The organism is Flavimaricola marinus (assembly GCF_900184895.1).
GTDB classification, from domain to species: Bacteria; Pseudomonadota; Alphaproteobacteria; order Rhodobacterales; family Rhodobacteraceae; genus Flavimaricola; species Flavimaricola marinus.
Map to the genome: position 1 here is coordinate 512,896 of NZ_FXZK01000001.1, position 15,712 is coordinate 528,607.

At 61.3% G+C, this 15,712-nt stretch carries 16 protein-coding genes; 8 read left to right on the forward strand and 8 right to left on the reverse strand.

What is annotated here, in order from left to right; all coding sequences use genetic code 11:
• Nucleotides 1–4: 4 nt before the first annotated feature.
• Nucleotides 5–541, reverse strand: a complete 537-nt coding sequence (locus tag LOM8899_RS02475) for a DUF3833 family protein (protein WP_093990563.1) — start codon at nucleotides 539–541, stop codon at nucleotides 5–7.
• A 213-nt stretch (nucleotides 542–754) separates the two neighbouring features.
• On the opposite strand from LOM8899_RS02475, the gene ttcA reads away from it, so the two are divergent.
• The 8 genes from ttcA to LOM8899_RS02515 all read left to right on the forward strand — a co-directional run bounded on the left by ttcA (nucleotide 755) and on the right by LOM8899_RS02515 (nucleotide 8,693).
• Entirely contained in the window at nucleotides 755–1,615 is an 861-nt protein-coding gene (ttcA, locus tag LOM8899_RS02480; RefSeq protein ID WP_093990564.1) for a tRNA 2-thiocytidine(32) synthetase TtcA, read from the forward strand.
• A 178-nt stretch (nucleotides 1,616–1,793) separates the two neighbouring features.
• Nucleotides 1,794–3,263, forward strand: coding sequence for a putative bifunctional diguanylate cyclase/phosphodiesterase (locus tag LOM8899_RS02485; RefSeq protein WP_093990565.1), 1,470 nt, complete (start codon nucleotides 1,794–1,796; stop codon nucleotides 3,261–3,263).
• Between the two features lie 148 nt (nucleotides 3,264–3,411).
• Nucleotides 3,412–5,226 carry a membrane protein insertase YidC gene (gene yidC / locus LOM8899_RS02490; RefSeq protein ID WP_093990566.1) on the forward strand — a complete coding sequence of 605 codons (1,815 nt, stop codon included), beginning with the start codon at nucleotides 3,412–3,414 and terminating at the stop codon, nucleotides 5,224–5,226.
• Nucleotides 5,226–5,969 (forward strand): MOSC domain-containing protein, encoded by a 744-nt coding sequence (locus tag LOM8899_RS02495; protein ID WP_093990567.1) that lies wholly within the window; start codon nucleotides 5,226–5,228, stop codon nucleotides 5,967–5,969. Before yidC ends, LOM8899_RS02495 begins: the two co-directional genes overlap by 1 nt.
• Nucleotides 5,966–6,619: a ribosome biogenesis GTP-binding protein YihA/YsxC gene (gene yihA / locus LOM8899_RS02500; RefSeq protein ID WP_093990568.1), complete on the forward strand. Its 654-nt coding sequence runs from the start codon at nucleotides 5,966–5,968 to the stop codon at nucleotides 6,617–6,619. The genes LOM8899_RS02495 and yihA overlap by 4 nt, the downstream gene beginning before the upstream one ends.
• Nucleotides 6,620–6,661: 42 nt before the next feature.
• Nucleotides 6,662–7,540, forward strand: a complete 879-nt coding sequence (argB, locus tag LOM8899_RS02505; RefSeq protein WP_093990569.1) for an acetylglutamate kinase — start codon at nucleotides 6,662–6,664, stop codon at nucleotides 7,538–7,540.
• A 47-nt stretch (nucleotides 7,541–7,587) separates the two neighbouring features.
• On the forward strand, nucleotides 7,588–8,190 hold the full coding sequence (locus tag LOM8899_RS02510; protein WP_093990570.1) for a ferredoxin: 603 nt from the start codon (nucleotides 7,588–7,590) through the stop codon (nucleotides 8,188–8,190).
• Nucleotides 8,187–8,693: a SixA phosphatase family protein gene (locus LOM8899_RS02515; protein ID WP_093990571.1), complete on the forward strand. Its 507-nt coding sequence runs from the start codon at nucleotides 8,187–8,189 to the stop codon at nucleotides 8,691–8,693. Before LOM8899_RS02510 ends, LOM8899_RS02515 begins: the two co-directional genes overlap by 4 nt.
• Before the next feature lie 67 nt (nucleotides 8,694–8,760).
• Here the strand turns inward: LOM8899_RS02515 and LOM8899_RS02520 are convergent, their stop codons facing one another.
• From LOM8899_RS02520 to crcB, 7 genes are all read right to left on the reverse strand, one after another.
• Entirely contained in the window at nucleotides 8,761–9,552 is a 792-nt protein-coding gene (locus tag LOM8899_RS02520) for an amino acid ABC transporter ATP-binding protein (RefSeq protein ID WP_093990572.1), read from the reverse strand.
• A gap of 11 nt (nucleotides 9,553–9,563) precedes the next feature.
• Nucleotides 9,564–10,880 (reverse strand): amino acid ABC transporter permease, encoded by a 1,317-nt coding sequence (locus LOM8899_RS02525; protein WP_093990573.1) that lies wholly within the window; start codon nucleotides 10,878–10,880, stop codon nucleotides 9,564–9,566.
• A gap of 1 nt (nucleotide 10,881) precedes the next feature.
• Nucleotides 10,882–12,159, reverse strand: coding sequence for an amino acid ABC transporter permease (locus tag LOM8899_RS02530; protein ID WP_093990574.1), 1,278 nt, complete (start codon nucleotides 12,157–12,159; stop codon nucleotides 10,882–10,884).
• 138 nt (nucleotides 12,160–12,297) lie between these two features.
• A complete protein-coding gene (locus tag LOM8899_RS02535) occupies nucleotides 12,298–13,317 on the reverse strand; it encodes an amino acid ABC transporter substrate-binding protein (RefSeq protein ID WP_093990575.1) in 1,020 nt (339 codons plus the stop codon).
• Nucleotides 13,318–13,552: 235 nt separating this feature from the next.
• Entirely contained in the window at nucleotides 13,553–14,272 is a 720-nt protein-coding gene (locus LOM8899_RS02540; RefSeq protein WP_093990576.1) for an ATP12 family chaperone protein, read from the reverse strand.
• 9 nt (nucleotides 14,273–14,281) lie between these two features.
• The gene (locus LOM8899_RS02545) at nucleotides 14,282–15,328 is read right to left on the reverse strand and encodes an RluA family pseudouridine synthase (protein ID WP_093990577.1); all 1,047 of its coding nucleotides are present in this window, start codon (nucleotides 15,326–15,328) and stop codon (nucleotides 14,282–14,284) included.
• Nucleotides 15,325–15,702 (reverse strand): fluoride efflux transporter CrcB, encoded by a 378-nt coding sequence (gene crcB, locus LOM8899_RS02550; protein WP_093990578.1) that lies wholly within the window; start codon nucleotides 15,700–15,702, stop codon nucleotides 15,325–15,327. Before crcB ends, LOM8899_RS02545 begins: the two co-directional genes overlap by 4 nt.
• Nucleotides 15,703–15,712 lie beyond the last annotated feature (10 nt).

The window sequence follows — 15,712 nt, forward strand, 5'->3', positions numbered from 1 at the left end:
GCCGCTAGAGCTTTTCGAACGAAATGCTCACGTCCCCGATGTCAAAGCCATAGCGCTGCACATAGGCGCGGTTGAACAGGCGGTCCTCGCTCAGTTGCCACATCCAATCGTCGAAATTGACGCGCATGGTCTCGACCGAGCCGTCGGCGCTCGGGATCGGCAGATCGATTTCGTAGCGCCAGTTGAACCGGTCGCCGCTTTCCTCGCCCGTCGCGACACCGATGACGCCGGGGGCGGTGCCCTGCCAGCTCTCCGGCCCGGTCTTGACCAGCGACCAGACGCGCTGCTCCGTCGAGCCGTCCTCATAGACGAAATCCTCGGTGAGGGTCAGCGTCTCGCCATCCCAATCGCCGTGGATGTCGACGACGAAAGACCGGCGAACGGTGCCGAGCACATCCTGAAACTGGCCGTAAGCGACCAGATCGCCCTCGAAGAACTCCTCGAGGTTGAGAACCTGATCGCTCAACGACGGATCGTCGAACGACGGCTTGCCGGTGCAGGCGGCAAGCAGGGCAAAAGCGGCGAAGGCAAAGTGTCGCATGAGAACTCCTTTATCAGGATACGTTGCGAGACCGGCGCTGGATGATTAACGATCGGCGCAGACAACGACACCGACGCCATACCGACGTCGCACCGACGGCATACCGCGGCCGGTTTCGGCGGGCGGCGCAGTAAGGTTCCGGTCATGTCCGTTGCGTGGCGGGCGTTGCAGAACCGCTTGTTCGCGCGACCCAAACCCACTAGAGCAAGGGCCATGCTGGACGAACCCGACGACATCCACCCGCTGTTCTCCGGTGCCCCCAAAAGCACCGAATTCCGCAAGCTGCGGAAACGGATCATCCGCGACACCCGCGAAGCGATCGACCAATACGGGATGATCGAACCGGGCGCGAAATGGCTGGTGTGCCTGTCCGGTGGCAAGGACAGCTATACGCTTCTGGCGGCCCTCTACGAGCTGCAATGGCGGGGTCTTCTGCCCGTCGAGATCCTGGCCTGCAATCTCGATCAGGGCCAACCGGGGTTTCCGGCGACGGTGTTGCCTGAGTTTTTGGCCAAGATGAATGTGCCGCACCGGATCGAGTATGCCGATACCTATTCGATCGTGATGGACAAAGTGCCCGCTGGGCGCACGTTCTGCGCGCTGTGTTCGCGGCTAAGGCGCGGAAATCTCTACCGGATTGCCCGGGAAGAGGGCTGCTCGGCCGTCGTGCTCGGCCATCACCGCGATGACATTCTCGAGACGTTCTTCATGAACCTGTTTCACGGCGGTCGGCTGGCCACGATGCCGCCCAAGCTGGTCAACGAGGAAGGCGATCTCTTCGTCTACCGCCCGCTCGCCCATGTGGCCGAGGCCGACTGCGAGCGTTTCGCCAAGGCGATGAACTACCCGATCATTCCCTGTGATCTCTGCGGCAGTCAGGACGGATTGCAGCGCCAGCAGGTCAAGCAGATCCTCGACGGTTGGGAGGCCAACAGCCCAGGCCGCCGGCAGGTGATGTTCCGGTCCCTGATGAACGCCCGGCCCTCGCACCTGCTGGATCCGAAGCTGTTCGATTTTGCCGGCCTGATGCGCCGGACAGAGCCCGGAACGGTCGATTCAGAGAAAATCATCTGATATTGCGGCGGTATTAACCTCGCGATCATAGAATACATCGTAGATTTCCCGCTGTTCTAAGTCGATTGCGCGGGGTCTGACGGTCCCTGTCTAGGGACCTTCAGGAATGATTCTGCACGCCACACATCAAGTTTCCACCCGCGCCTCGCGCACTGCACGGTCCATTCAGCGGCCGCATATGCTCTTGTTTTTTCCCATCCTTTTGGCTGTAGCCTATCTGGTCGGCGGGCAAACGGCGATGGCTTTCGTGGGGCTTGCGTTTCCCGTCACGCTCGCCTTCGCCCTGCCGCCCGACGGAACCTACGGCGACAAGAATCGCGATGCTCTGACCGGGTTGACCCAGCGGGAGGGCGTCGTGGACGCCGCAAACCTCGCCCTCGCCATGTCCCGCCGCCTCGGTTGGTCGACAGGAATCATCATGGTCGAGATCGACAAGTTCCGGCTCGTCGAGGAACGCTACGACCACGCCATGGTCAACCGGATCGTGAAGGTGACCGCCGAGCGGATCTGTGACTCGCTGCGCGACGCAGATATCCCGGCCCGGATCGACAATTCCACCTTCGCCATCGCGCTCAGTCCGGTGCGCCGCCTCGATCTAGAGGTCGTCATCCAGATGGCCGGCCGCATTCAGCGCAGCGTGGCGGAGCCGATTTCCGTGGAGGGAACAAACGCTTACGTCACCGTCTCCGTAGGCTTCAGCCTCGCCGCCCGCCTGAACGATCCCAGCGGCGAGAGCCTGATGCAGGCAGCGACGGCCGCATTGATCGAAGCGCAGCGCAACGGACCATCTGCCATTCGAAGCTACTCGCTCGCCATGCGCGACCGGATCAAGAGCCGCAACAGCCTGTCCGAGCAGGTCGCCGATGCGTTGGAAAACGGCGAGATCAAGGCCTTCTACCAACCCCAAATCTCGATTGGGACCGGGGCGATCACCGGCTTCGAGACATTGGCGCGATGGCATCATCCCGAGCGCGGACTGATCCCCCCGGCCGAGTTCCTGCCCGCGCTCGAACACGCAGGCCTGATGGATCGACTGGGCGAGTTGATGGTGACGGAAGCACTTTCCGCCTTGAAATATTGGGATGATATCGGCATCGACGTGCCGCGCGTCAGCGTCAATTTCTCCTCCGACGAGCTTTGCAATCCACGTCTCGTGGAACGGATCGGCTGGGAGTTGGACAAATTCGACCTCACCCCGGATCGCCTTGTTGTCGAAGTGCTCGAAACGGTGGTCGCAAGTCGGTCTGACGACGTGGTGATCCGCAATCTGGCGAGTCTGGCCCGGCTGGGGTGCTGCCTCGATCTCGATGATTTCGGCACTGGCCATGCCTCGATCACCTCGATCCGCCGGTTCTCGATCGAAAGGATCAAGATCGACCGGTCCTTCGTCACCCGGATCGACGAAGACCCGGAACAGCAGAAGATGGTCTCCGCGATTCTCACCATGGCCGATAGACTGGGGCTCGACACCTTGGCTGAAGGGGTTGAAACCCCCGAGGAGCAAGAAATGCTGATGAAACTGGGCTGTGGCCACATACAGGGCTTTGCTCTTGCCCGGCCAATGCCGCTCGCTGAAACGCAAGACTGGATCGAGACTTACCTCAGCCGTCACAGCCCGCCCCCCGCGCGCCATCTCAAAGTGATCTAATCCAAGCCGGCCGACAGCCCGCACCACGCGATCAGACCCTGCCAAACCTACACAAAAGCACCGAAACCGCTTGACCTTTGACCCCTCCCCCTGTTGAACCGGCCTGGTATTTCTCGCGACGGACAGACCAGCGGAGTAGGCGGTTTTCATGGACGATCAGAACAAGAACCTAATCCTCGCCACGGCGCTCAGCTTTGTGGTGATCTTGACGTGGTTCATCCTGTTTCCCCCAGAGGAACAAGCGCCGGCAGTCACCGATTCCGACGGACAAGTGGTCACGGCGCCGGTCTCTGACGGGCTGGCCCCGCAGGTTGGGTCCGAGGCGGCCCCGGCGCCGGTTGCCGAACTTGGCGCACCGGCAGCAGAGGCGGCCCGGATCGCCATCGACACGGCCCGGCTGACCGGATCGATCACCTTGGCAGGTGGCCGGATCGACGACCTATCGCTGGCCGACTACCGCGAAACGCTCGACCCGACCTCGGAGCTTGTGCGTCTCCTGTCACCGGGCGCGGATGCCCTGCCCTATTTCGCCGTGCATGGCTGGCTGGCCGTCGACGGTGTCAATCAGGACCAGGTGCCCGACCCCGACACGCTGTGGGAGCTGGAAAGCGGCTCGACCCTGACGGCGGATACGCCCGTCACCCTCGTGTGGGACAACGGCGCGGGACTGACCTTCCGCAAGACGATCTCGGTCGACGACAACTATCTGTTCGAAGTCGAGCAGTCGGTCGAGAACGCAACGGGGTCGCAGGTGTCTCTGCGCCCCTACGGCCAGATCCGGCGCGATGGCCTGCCGGACTCGCGGCCGTTCTTCATCCTTCACGAAGGTCTCGTTCGGATGTCGGACGGCACCCTCGAAGAGATCGACTACGACGATCTGCCCGACCTCAGCACCGACGAGCAGCGCAGCGAAGTCGAAGCGAATGGCTGGATCGGCTTCACCGACAAATACTGGATGACCAACCTGATCCCGACGCCCGGGACGGGTTTCCGCTCCGTCGCCCGCTCGGTCAACGGCGTGTATCTCGCCGAAACCGTCTATCCGGCCGTCTCCGTGGCCCCCGGCGGCACCGCAAGCACCCAGACGGGTCTCTTCGCGGGTGCCAAGGAATGGGAAACGATCCGCAGCTATGAGCAAGAGGACGGCGTCGAAGGCTTCATCGATTCGATCGACTGGGGTTGGTTCTTCTTCCTGACCAAGCCGATCTTCGCTGTCCTGCACTTCCTGAACGGGATCATCGGCAACATGGGCTGGTCGATCATGCTCCTGACCCTGTGCATCAAGACGCTGCTCTTGCCGCTGGCGTGGAAATCCTGGGTCTCGATGGCCAAGATGAAAGAGCTTCAGCCAGAGATGGAAAAGCTCAAGGAAGCCGCAGGCGACGACCGTCAGAAGATGCAACAGGGCATGATGAAGCTCTACAAGGACAACAAGGTGAACCCCGCTTCGGGTTGTTTGCCGATCCTGATGCAAATTCCGATCTTCTTCTCGCTCTACAAGGTGATCTTCGTCACCATTGAATTGCGGCACGCCCCTTGGATCGGCTGGATTCGCGACCTGAGCGCCCCGGACCCATCCTCGATCCTCAACTTCTTTGGTCTTGCCCCTTGGGGAACGCCGGAAATCGGGTCGATCTTCTACATCTTCAGCCTCGGTGTGCTGCCGATCCTTCTGGGCATTTCGATGTGGATGCAGCAAAAGCTGAATCCATCGCCGACCGACCCGACGCAAAAGATGATCTTTGCGTGGATGCCGTGGATCTTCATGTTCATGCTGGGCTCTTTTGCCAGCGGCCTGGTGCTCTACTGGATCGCGAACAACACGATCACATTCGTCCAACAGTACAGCATCATGCGTCTGAACGGTCACAAGCCTGACGTGTTTGGCAACATCATCGGCAGTTTCCGCAAGTCAGAGCCCGCGGCGGCCAACAAGTCGAGCCCGCCAAAAGGCAAGAAGTGATGGCCGAAGTCGCCTCGATTTGGCGCCATCCGATCAAGAGCCACGGGCGCGAGCAGATCGCGTCCGTGGCTCTGACCAAAGGGCAGACGCTCCCCGGCGACCGCATCTGGGCTGTGCCGCTCGACACCTCTGCCGCCGACGGACAGGAATGGGTGCCCTGCGCCCACTTCTCTCGTGGAGCCAAGACCCCTGCCCTACAGGCCATCCAGATCACGACGCTGTCCGACGGCAACCTGACGGTGACGCATCCCGATCTCCCCAGCCTGACGTTTGATCCGTCAAGGGAAGGCGAGGTTTTCGTCGACTGGACCCGTGCGCTTGTCGATCCCGACAGGGCCGCGCAGCCGGACCGTCTGGTCCTTGCCACCGAGCGCGGAATGACGGATTCACCATATCCTTCGATCAGCCTGATGAACCTGGCCTCGCATCGTGCCGTTGAAGGCGCTGCCGGACAGGCGCTCTCGCCGTTGCGCTGGCGCGGCAATATTCTGCTCGATGGTCCAGAGGCATGGGCGGAATTCGATTGGATCGGTCACGAATTCACGCTTGGCACCGCCCGGATCGTGATCCGCGACCGGATCAGACGTTGCAATGCCACCCGGGGCAATCCCGAAACCGGTGCCGTCGATGTCGACACCTTGGCAATTCTCAAAGACAACTGGGCGCATATTGATTTCGGGGTCTACGCCGAAGTCATCGCTTCGGGCGAAGTGCGCACCGGTGACCGGCTGGAGCACGCATGATGGCCCTACCCTTCCCAATCGTTGAAGACCCCGACGCCGCAACCACCGAAAAGGGCCGCCTTCTCTTTGCAGGCGAAGTGGAATTCCTCAAAGGCGTCGTTGCGATGGACGGTCTGCCGCCATCGGACCGCATCGAAGTCTGCTTTGCCGGGCGCTCCAATGTCGGCAAATCGAGCCTGATCAATGCCGTCACCGGGCGCAAGGCTATCGCGCGCGCGTCGAACACTCCCGGCCGCACGCAAGAGATCAACTTCTTTACCGTGCAGGACGCGCTCTATCTGGTCGACCTGCCCGGCTATGGCTTTGCCAACGCGCCCCTGCCGGTGGTCGAGAAATGGCAGCGGCTGCTCAAATCCTACCTGTCCGGTCGCCCGACACTGCGCCGCGTCTTCGTGCTGATCGACGCGCGGCATGGCGCAAAGGCCGTCGACGAAGAGATCATGTCGCTTCTGGACCGTTCCGCCGTGACGTTCCAATGCGTCATGACCAAGACCGACAAGGTCAAGGCCTCCGATCTCGAGAAGTCCCTTGCGACGACGCGTGCGGCCTTGACCCGCCACCCGGCGGCCTTCCCGGAAATCGTGCTGACCTCTTCGGAAAAGGGCGACGGAATATCGACTTTAAGGGCAATCATTGCCAGCATAGACTGACCCCGAAAAGCAAAGGTGTGGCAAGCCATGAGGAAGCAGGACATGACCCGTGATTGGTTGGCGACAGCCCGGACGCTCTCTGAGGCGCTCCCCTATATGCAGCGCTATTCCGGGGCGATCGTCGTGGTCAAGTTCGGCGGCAATGCGATGGGCGACGAGGCCGCGATGGCCGAGTTTGCCCGTGATGTCGTGCTCATGCGGCAGGTCGGCGTGAACCCTGTCGTCGTGCATGGCGGCGGCCCCATGATCAACGAAATGCTCGGAAAGCTGGGAATCAAATCAGATTTCGTGCGCGGCAAGCGGGTGACGGACAAGGCGACCGTCGAGGTCGTCGAGATGGTGCTCACCGGTCTGGTCAACAAGCGGATCGTTCAGGCCATCATGGACGAAGGCGGGCGCGCCGTGGGCCTGTCTGGCAAGGACGACGATCTGATGGTGGCAGAGCCGGACGATCCGGAACTCGGCTTCGTCGGTCGGCCCTGCGAAATGAACGTGCAGGTGCTTCGCGATCTGTTCAAGGCCGGGATTATCCCGGTCGTGGCCCCTGTGGCCACCGGCATGAACCAGAACGAAACCTTCAACGTCAATGGCGATACAGCCGCCGGCGCCATCGCGGGTGCGCTGCAGGCCGACCGACTTTTGCTGTTGACCGATGTCCCCGGCGTCAAGGACGAGACCGGCGAAATCGTCACTCAGCTGAGCCCCGAACAGGTTCGGGAGATGATCGCTAAAGGTGTGATCGCCGGTGGCATGATCCCAAAGACAGAGACCGCCCTCGCCGCCCTCGACGCGGGCGTCCGGGCCGTCGTGATCCTCGACGGTCGCTTGCCAAATGCCAGCCTGCTCGAACTGTTCACCGAACATGGTGCAGGGTCCATCATTCGATCGACGGAATCGCGCGTCAGGCCGCGCGGCGCGTGACGGCAGGTCTGAACGACATACTTCCTCGGGCCGCCACAGCAGGCCTCATGGTTGCAGGTGTCGCGCCTGCCGCTCCCGAAGACGGTCTGCCCCCGTCGATCAAATCCATCGTGCTGCTGGCCCCCGACGAACCCAGGTTCTGGCCAATGTTTACCGAAACTGCGGAATACAACGACGGCGCGCCCGACGCGCTTGACAGATGGTCGCGCAAGGCAATCGGAGGGATCGCTTGCGAGCTAGACACCAAAGCCTACTTTCCCTTCGGCGGTCCGCCCTATAGGCCCTTCCTGACATGGGCCCTGCGCTCGGGACGGTGCTGGTCTTCGCCGGTTGGTCTATTGGTGCACGATGTCGCGGGCCTGTTCATCTCGTTCCGAGGGGCAATCGGAATCGCAGAAACCCACGCTTCGATCGAGGCAAAGGCGCCCTGCGAGACTTGCATGGAACGCCCCTGCACGACGGCCTGCCCCGTCGATGCCCTTACACCCGACGGCTATGACGTGCCTGCCTGCAAACGCTGGCTCACGACCAGCGCCGGCGCAGTCTGTCACGGCGGCGGATGTCTGGTCCGGCGAGCTTGCCCGGTAGGCGCTGGCCGGCGCGGCGCGGCGCAGTCGTCCTTTCACATGAAGGCGTTTCACCCGGTATGACACTCAAACTGATCCTCGTCCGTCACGCCAAATCCAGCTGGGACAATCCGTTCGGTGACGATCACCAACGGGTGCTGAACGAAAGAGGGCGGCGGACGGCGCCACAGATGGGACGATGGCTGCAAAGCCTCGGGCACGTGCCGGACCAAGTCTTGTGCTCCGACGCGGCGCGCACGGCCGAGACACTGGCTCTGATGCTGTCGGAATGGGATCACAAGCCGCAGATCACCTATCTGCACAAGCTCTATCACGCCGCCCCCTTCACCATTCTCGACACGCTCCAGCAGGCGACCGGGCGGTGCGTGGCGATGTTCGGTCACAACCCCGGCATCGGTGGCATGGCCAGCGGCATCGTGCGCGTTCGGCCCCAGCATGAGCGTTACAGCGACTACCCGACCTGTGCCGTGGCGGTGATCACCTTCGACACGGACAAGTGGTCCGAGGTCGGCCCGGGTAGCGGAACCTGCATCGATTTCGCAATTCCAGGCGACCTTCACAGCTAGCCCACGAAAAAGGGGAAAGCGCAGCCGCTCCCCCCTTCATCTTGGCAAGAAAACTCAATTTCCGGCGCTAGTGGCCCAGAATCTGGCTCAGGAACAACTTGGTCCGGTCCGACTGAGGATTGTTGAAGAATTCCTTCGGCTCGTTCTGCTCGACGATCTGGCCCTGATCCATAAAGATCACCCGGTTCGCAACCGCTTGGGCAAAGCCCATCTCGTGGGTCACGCAGAGCATGGTCATGCCCTCTTCGGCCAGTTCGATCATGGTGTCGAGCACCTCCTTGATCATCTCCGGGTCGAGCGCCGAGGTCGGCTCGTCGAACAACATGATCCGGGGCTTCATGCACAGCGAGCGCGCAATCGCCACACGCTGCTGCTGACCACCGGACAGCTGGCCCGGATACTTGTCCGCCTGCTCGGGGATCTTCACTTTCTGGAGGAAATGCATGGCGATTTCCTCGGCCTCTTTCTTGGGTGTCTTGCGGACCCAGATCGGGGCAAGCGTGCAGTTCTCGAGGATCGTCAGATGCGGGAACAGGTTGAAGTGCTGAAAGCACATCCCGACCTCGGACCGGATCTTGTCGATATTCTTGAGGTCGGAGGACAGCTCCGTGCCGTCCACCACGATGCTGCCGGCCTGATGCTCTTCCAGTCGGTTGATGCAGCGGATCAGCGTCGATTTGCCAGAGCCCGAAGGCCCGCAAATCACGATCCGCTCGCCACGGTACACCGTCAGGTTGATGTCGCGCAGCACGTGGAACGTGCCGTACCACTTGTTCATCTGATCGATCTGAATGGCCACCTCGTCGGAGACGGTCATATGACTCCGGTCGATGTCACGCTCGGTTACGATGTCTGACATATCTGGTCTCCTTACCGGTGTTCGCGCTGGAGTTTTTTCTCCAGATAGAGGGAATAGCGGCCCATGCTGAAGCAGAAGATGAAGAACATCAGGCCGATGAAAACGAAGAGCTCCCAGTAGACGCCATTCCAGTCGGTCGAAGCCCGAATGGCGTTGGTAAGCCCGATGGGGTCGAGCAGGCCGATAAAGACGACCAGCGTGGTGTCCTTGAACAGTCCGATGAAGGTGTTCACGATGCCCGGGATCGAGATCTTGAGAGCCTGCGGCAGGATGATCAGCCGCATGGCTTTCCAGTAATCCAGACCCAGCGCGTCAGCCGCCTCGTATTGCCCTTTGGGCAGGGCTGCCAGGCCGCCGCGCACCACCTCTGCGATATAGGCCGCAGAGAACAGCGTCACCATGATGATGACCCGCAGCATGAGGTCGAAATTCGTCCCCGGCGGCAGGAAGTAGTTCAGCAACAGCGATGCGGTAAAGAGCCACACGATCAGAGGCACGCCTCGGATGATCTCGATGAAGCCGACGGAGACCTTGTTGATCAGGAACAGGTCCGAGCTGCGCCCAAGCGCCAGAAGGATCCCCAAGGGCAGCGAAAGGACGATCCCGGCCACGCCGATCACAACCGACAAGGTAAATCCGCCGAAATCCTTTGAATCGACGTATTCGAACCCGATCGGGGCAACGGAACTGAACAGGCCGGCCAGTGGTCCGACAAGATAGAACCAATACAGAAGCGGCAGGATTATCGCAGCCAGAGTCGCGGCAAGCGGCCCGGCGGACTTGTTCACCAGCTCATAGGCGAAATAGCCAAGCACAAATCCGAGCGCGACGAACAGTGGCCCCCAGATCGGTCCGCCCCAAAGCAGGGCAAACATGATGAAGGGCGCCGCGAGCGTAAAGAACAGCATCTTGCGCGGAGCATTGTCGAACAAGACCGGCCAGAGTGACACGAGGAACACGACCAGCGCCAGAACGGGACGCCAGTAATATTCCTTGGGGTAGAAGCCGAACAAAAGCTGCTGCCAGCGATCTGCGATCACGGCAAAGCAGGCCGATGGCGCGTCCGATCCGACCGTGGCGTCACGGATCTCCCGACATTCGGTCAGAGAGCCGGCCCGCCACACCGAGTTGGCGAACCACGGATAGAGGTGGCTCACGATCCAGTAGACGACGAAGAGCGACAGCACCGTCAAGATTGCGTTCAGCCAAGAAGAAAACAGGTTCTCGCGCATCCATTTGACCGCGCCCTTGTCCCGCAGCGGGGGTTCAGCTTGCGGCAACATGGTGTCCCGCACATAGCTGACAGTTTGCGCATGTGTATCTGACATCTCAGCGCTCCTTCAGCTTTTTGGAGTTGTTGTAGACGTTCATCAAGCTCGAGATCAGCAGGCTGAGCGCGAGGTAGAACAGGCCCAGCAAGAGCATCCCCTCCAACTCACGTCCCGTCTGGTTGATGGTGATGCCGCCCAACGTGGCCCGAACGTCCATATATCCCACGGCGATGGCGAGGGAGGAGTTCTTGGTCAGGTTGAGGAACTGCGAGATGAGCGGTGGAATGATCACCCGCAAAGCCTGTGGCAGGATGACGAGGTTCATCGTCCAGCTCGGTCGCAGACCCAACGCAAACGCCGCCTCGGACTGGCCCTTCGAAACCGACAGGATACCCGACCGAACGATCTCGGCAATGAACGCACCGGTATAGAGCGACAAGGCGATCCAGAGCGCGATCAGCGAGTTGCGCAGATGCGTGCCTTCGGTGAAGTTGAAGCCCTTCAGGTAGGGCGATGAAAACGTCAGCCCCAGGAACAGGCTCACGATCAGGACCGGAATCACCAGAATGGCAATTTGCCAGTACCAGGTCGTCGGCCGCACACCTGTCGCTTCTTGCGTGATGGTGGCCTTCTTGCGGACATACCGGACGGCGATGACACTGAGCGCCAGCGCGCCAAAGACGAGTATCCAGTCGATCGCACCGGTGGCCAACGGCGTGGCCCCTTCGATGGGCGCGACGGCTTCGTTCCCGCTCAGCGAATTCGAGAAACCGATCCGCGGAATGTAGATGCCGCGGTTGGTGATTGCCACGGAATCGCCGAGGATCATAGATGCGGACGGGTCTTCGCCACGGAAGTCGTTCGGGCGCGGCATCGATTCCGACATCACCGCATAGATCAGAATAATCCAGAGCAGCAGCGGCACATTTCGAAAGCCTTCGACATAGACCGCCATGAGACGAGAGACGATCCAGTTCTTCGACAGACGCAAAACCCCAACAAAAACACCGATAATCGTCGCCGTGATACAACCGAGAAACGCAACCAGCAGGGTGTTGAGAATACCGACAAGCGCTGCCCGACCGTGGGTCATCGAGTTGTCGTATTCGATCAACATCTGGTTGATGTCATAGCCGGCCCGACTGCCCAGAAAGCTGAAGTCAAAATCTTTGCCCAGAGCGCCGAGGTTCTCGACCGTGTTGTTGATGAGCCAGCCAAACGCAGTGAGGAGCAGAATCATCGCCACGACCTGAATGGTCATGGATCTGTACCGAGTATCGTAAATGAGCTGACTGAGCCGAAACGCCGGCTTGTGTGGGTCCGTCAAGGACGTCATGTGTTATCTCCCCGGAGATGGATGCTGTCAGTGTCACGCCGGTTGTTCCGACTGTGCCTGAATGGCAACCTTTTTGCGCGTATCGCGTCGTTCTATTGGAAAGGGGCGCAGGTTTCCCTGCGCCCCTTCCAGTTCATCTTAGCGGAACGGCGGCGAGTACTGCAGACCACCCTCGGTCCACTGCGCGTTCAGGCCGCGAGCCAGACCGATCGGGGTGCTCTCACCGATGTTGGTTTCGAACATCTCACCGTAGTTACCGGCGGCGGAGATCGCACGCACGGCCCAGTCGGCATCGAGACCCATCATCGCGCCAAGCTCGCTTTCGGTGCCAAGCAGACGGTTGATTTCCGGGTTGTCGGTCGGAGCAGCGGCCAGCTCGGCCACGTTCTCGGAGGTCACACCCAGTTCTTCTGCGGCGACCAGAGCGTTCAGCGTCCAGCGGACGATGTCGCCCCACTCGTTGTCACCGTGACGGACCACAGGGCCGAGCGGCTCTTTCGAGATGATCTCTGGCAGAACGACGTGGTCGGCAGGGTTTTCGAAGGTGCCGCGTGTTGCAGCCAGACCCGATGCGTCAGTGGTATAGACGTCGCAGGCGCCAGCCAGATACTGCTGCTGACCTTCTGCATTGGTCTCGACCGGGACCGGCTCGTAGCTGATGTTGTTGTTGCGGAAGAAGTCCGCAAGGTTCAGCTCTGTCGTGGTGCCGGTCTGGATGCAGACGGTCGCGCCGTCCAGTTCCTTGGCCGAGGAGACACCCAGCGCACGCGGAACCATGAAGCCCTGACCGTCGTAGTAGTTGACGCCAGCGAATTCGAAGGACAGGTCGGTGTCACGGCTATAGGTCCAGGTCGTCACGCGCGACAGCATGTCGATCTCACCCGAAGCGAGCGCCGTGAAACGGGTCTGGCCCGTCGTGGGCACAAAATTCACGGCCATCGGATCGCCGAGAACGGCGGCAGCCACTGCGCGGCAGAGATCGACGTCGAAGCCTTCCCAAACGCCTTCAGCGTTCGGAGCGGCAAAGCCAGCGAGACCAGTGGTCACACCACAGTTCAAAGTGCCGCGCGCCTTGACGTCATCCAGAGTGGCGGCGCTGGCCAGGCCGGCCGCAAGGCCAGCTACAGTCACAGCACCGAAAAAAACGGTTTTTTTCATCGTAAACCTCTTCCTGAGTTTCCTCCCCACTTTCCGGGGGAGTCTATTATTGTTTGACCCAATCGGATCGAGTGGTTGGCCCGACCGGATCATGTTGAACGGCAAAGCCTGCGAACAGGCCCCGACAAGTGCAACCTTGGTCGGATTCACCGTTCAAGGTCAAGGGCGGTATGGTCAATTGAGAAGCGGTTTCGCAACGGCATATGCCTATTTCTCTCGCGAATTTCCGTATGCGTCAGGCGGTCTGCCCGCGTGCAAGGCGCAAGAAGCGCTCGGCGCTCAAAAATCCGGCAGCCTTGAGTGCAGCCATCTCTTCGGCCTCGTCGTCAACGCCCCACTGCTCGGTTTGCCAGTCCTCGTCGATCCTCGACAACGCCCACGCCTCGGCGCCCGTCAAACGCCCATGAGACACCGCAAGCCCCAAGACCGCCGATCCCGACAGGCCAATCAGATCGTGCAGGCCGGTCAATTCGAAGTCGTCAAATCGAGCGAGCTGCTCGCCGATACGGTCGCTGACATCGCTGGGCTGGGCAAATGGCATGACCCCCAGACCGATCTGAAACGGCGCGCCGAGTGCCTCTCTCGCCCAGTCCAACACCGGGTCCCAGCCGGCGGACTGACGCTCTCCCAAGGCGGGCGGGGTTTCGGCCCGGTAACAAAGCAAATCCGTCTCCGCATATTCGGCCAGATGCGCCAGAACAGCCGACTTCTGCGGCGCGACCTTGTCGAGAGCCGAGTTCGCCATGCGGGTCAGCGGCATCTCCTCTGGCTTGATGACGCCCTGCTGTGCATCCCATTCCTCGGCAATCGCTTCGGCCATCGGCCGGCTCGGCACGATCAACTGCGTCTTGTAGGGGCTGCGCACAGGGCGGCCATCCAACGCGATGCCATAGCCGGTATCGGCTTCGGCAACCGACACGGATTTCCAGAATCGTTTTGCTTTCCAATCGCTCATGGTCGTGGGCTAGTCCGGCATATTGAACGGATCGACGGGCGCATGGCTGACAACCCAGCCCACGTAGTCCCATGTCCGTTCCATGTGTTCAGGCAGCGGCGCAGTCAGATGCAGCACCGCCTTGGTTTCGGGGTGTTCGATAATCAGGGTGCGGGCATGCAGGTGCAGCTTGCGGCTCAGTTCGCCACCGAGTCCGGCCCCCCAGCCGTCGCCCTGATTCTCCTGACTGGAACCGCCATATTTGCCGTCGCCGAGGATCGGATGTCCGATCTCGGCCATATGGGCGCGCAACTGGTGCGTCCGGCCCGTGACCGGAACCAGCGCGACCCAAGACGCCCGGCTGCCCAAAGCCGTCAGAACGGCCCAATCGGTTGTCGCACGCTTGGCACCCTCGGTCTTGTCGACGTCTGCGGGGTGGATGCACTGCATCTTCTCGCCCTCGCCGCCCTTGCCATGCCCCGGTGCCTTGACCAGACCGTATTTGATCGTGCCTGCACGGGGGTGAGGGACACCCGCGACAGCGGCCCAATAGATCTTGCGGGTCTCGCGATGCTTGAGGTTCTCGGTCAATGCACGCGCCATCGTGCGGGTGCGGGCCAGCAGAAGAACACCGGACGTGTCCTTGTCGAGGCGATGGACCAGACGAGGCTTGTCCTCATAGCCGAACCGAAGCGCCTCGGCCAAGCCGTCCACATGGCGGGCGACGCCCGTGCCACCTTGCGTCGGCAAGCCCGGCGGCTTGTTGATCGCGATGATATGGTCGTCTTTGTAGATCACGCAGGACTGGATCATCTTGGCATCGGCCGCGCTGATCGCCCGATTGACGGCCTGCGCGGTGATCTCCGCCTCGTCGGGCAGCGGCGGGATGCGCACCGATTGTCCCACCTCGACCCGCGTCGAGGACTTCACCCGGCCACTATCGACCCGAATCTCGCCCTTGCGGCAGAGCTTCTCGATACGGCCCTGCGACAGATGCGGAAAGAGCCGGCGCAAATACCTGTCCAGCCGCTGATCGCCCTCATCGGGGCCCACAATCCGTATCTGAACGCCGCTCATGCCCAAAGCCCTCGTGCAAGTATTACGCCAGCGGCCAATGCGCCGACCGATAGAATGATGGAGAGGGCGACATAGAGCGCCGCCGCTCCGATCTGCCCGCGTTCGAACAACGTGAACGTCTCCAGCGAGAAGGCCGAGAAGGTGGTGAACCCGCCCAACAGCCCGGTCATGACCAAAGGCTGCCATGCGGTCAGGCCACGCTGCGCCAACCAGACCACACAAAGGCCCATCGCAAAGGAGCCGAGAATATTCACGGTCAGGATCGCCAACGGAAAACCCGGCGTCGCGGCACGCAACACCAACAGCCCCACGCCAAAGCGCAGGGCGGAACCGACGGCGCCACCGAGGGCGACTTGAAGAAAGGCCAATATCATCCGCTCCCCT

Bases quoted from the DNA above. Each gene is read 5' to 3' on its own strand.
- LOM8899_RS02475 (WP_093990563.1), bottom strand. From the start codon at position 541: ATGCGACACTTTGCCTTCGCCGCTTTTGCCCTGCTTGCCGCCTGCACC.
- ttcA (WP_093990564.1), top strand. From the start codon at position 755: ATGCTGGACGAACCCGACGACATCCACCCGCTGTTCTCCGGTGCCCCC.
- LOM8899_RS02485 (WP_093990565.1), top strand. From the start codon at position 1,794: ATGCTCTTGTTTTTTCCCATCCTTTTGGCTGTAGCCTATCTGGTCGGC.
- yidC (WP_093990566.1), top strand. From the start codon at position 3,412: ATGGACGATCAGAACAAGAACCTAATCCTCGCCACGGCGCTCAGCTTT.
- LOM8899_RS02495 (WP_093990567.1), top strand. From the start codon at position 5,226: ATGGCCGAAGTCGCCTCGATTTGGCGCCATCCGATCAAGAGCCACGGG.
- yihA (WP_093990568.1), top strand. From the start codon at position 5,966: ATGATGGCCCTACCCTTCCCAATCGTTGAAGACCCCGACGCCGCAACC.
- argB (WP_093990569.1), top strand. From the start codon at position 6,662: ATGACCCGTGATTGGTTGGCGACAGCCCGGACGCTCTCTGAGGCGCTC.
- LOM8899_RS02510 (WP_093990570.1), top strand. From the start codon at position 7,588: ATGGTTGCAGGTGTCGCGCCTGCCGCTCCCGAAGACGGTCTGCCCCCG.
- LOM8899_RS02515 (WP_093990571.1), top strand. From the start codon at position 8,187: ATGACACTCAAACTGATCCTCGTCCGTCACGCCAAATCCAGCTGGGAC.
- LOM8899_RS02520 (WP_093990572.1), bottom strand. From the start codon at position 9,552: ATGTCAGACATCGTAACCGAGCGTGACATCGACCGGAGTCATATGACC.
- LOM8899_RS02525 (WP_093990573.1), bottom strand. From the start codon at position 10,880: ATGTCAGATACACATGCGCAAACTGTCAGCTATGTGCGGGACACCATG.
- LOM8899_RS02530 (WP_093990574.1), bottom strand. From the start codon at position 12,159: ATGACGTCCTTGACGGACCCACACAAGCCGGCGTTTCGGCTCAGTCAG.
- LOM8899_RS02535 (WP_093990575.1), bottom strand. From the start codon at position 13,317: ATGAAAAAAACCGTTTTTTTCGGTGCTGTGACTGTAGCTGGCCTTGCG.
- LOM8899_RS02540 (WP_093990576.1), bottom strand. From the start codon at position 14,272: ATGAGCGATTGGAAAGCAAAACGATTCTGGAAATCCGTGTCGGTTGCC.
- LOM8899_RS02545 (WP_093990577.1), bottom strand. From the start codon at position 15,328: ATGAGCGGCGTTCAGATACGGATTGTGGGCCCCGATGAGGGCGATCAG.
- crcB (WP_093990578.1), bottom strand. From the start codon at position 15,702: ATGATATTGGCCTTTCTTCAAGTCGCCCTCGGTGGCGCCGTCGGTTCC.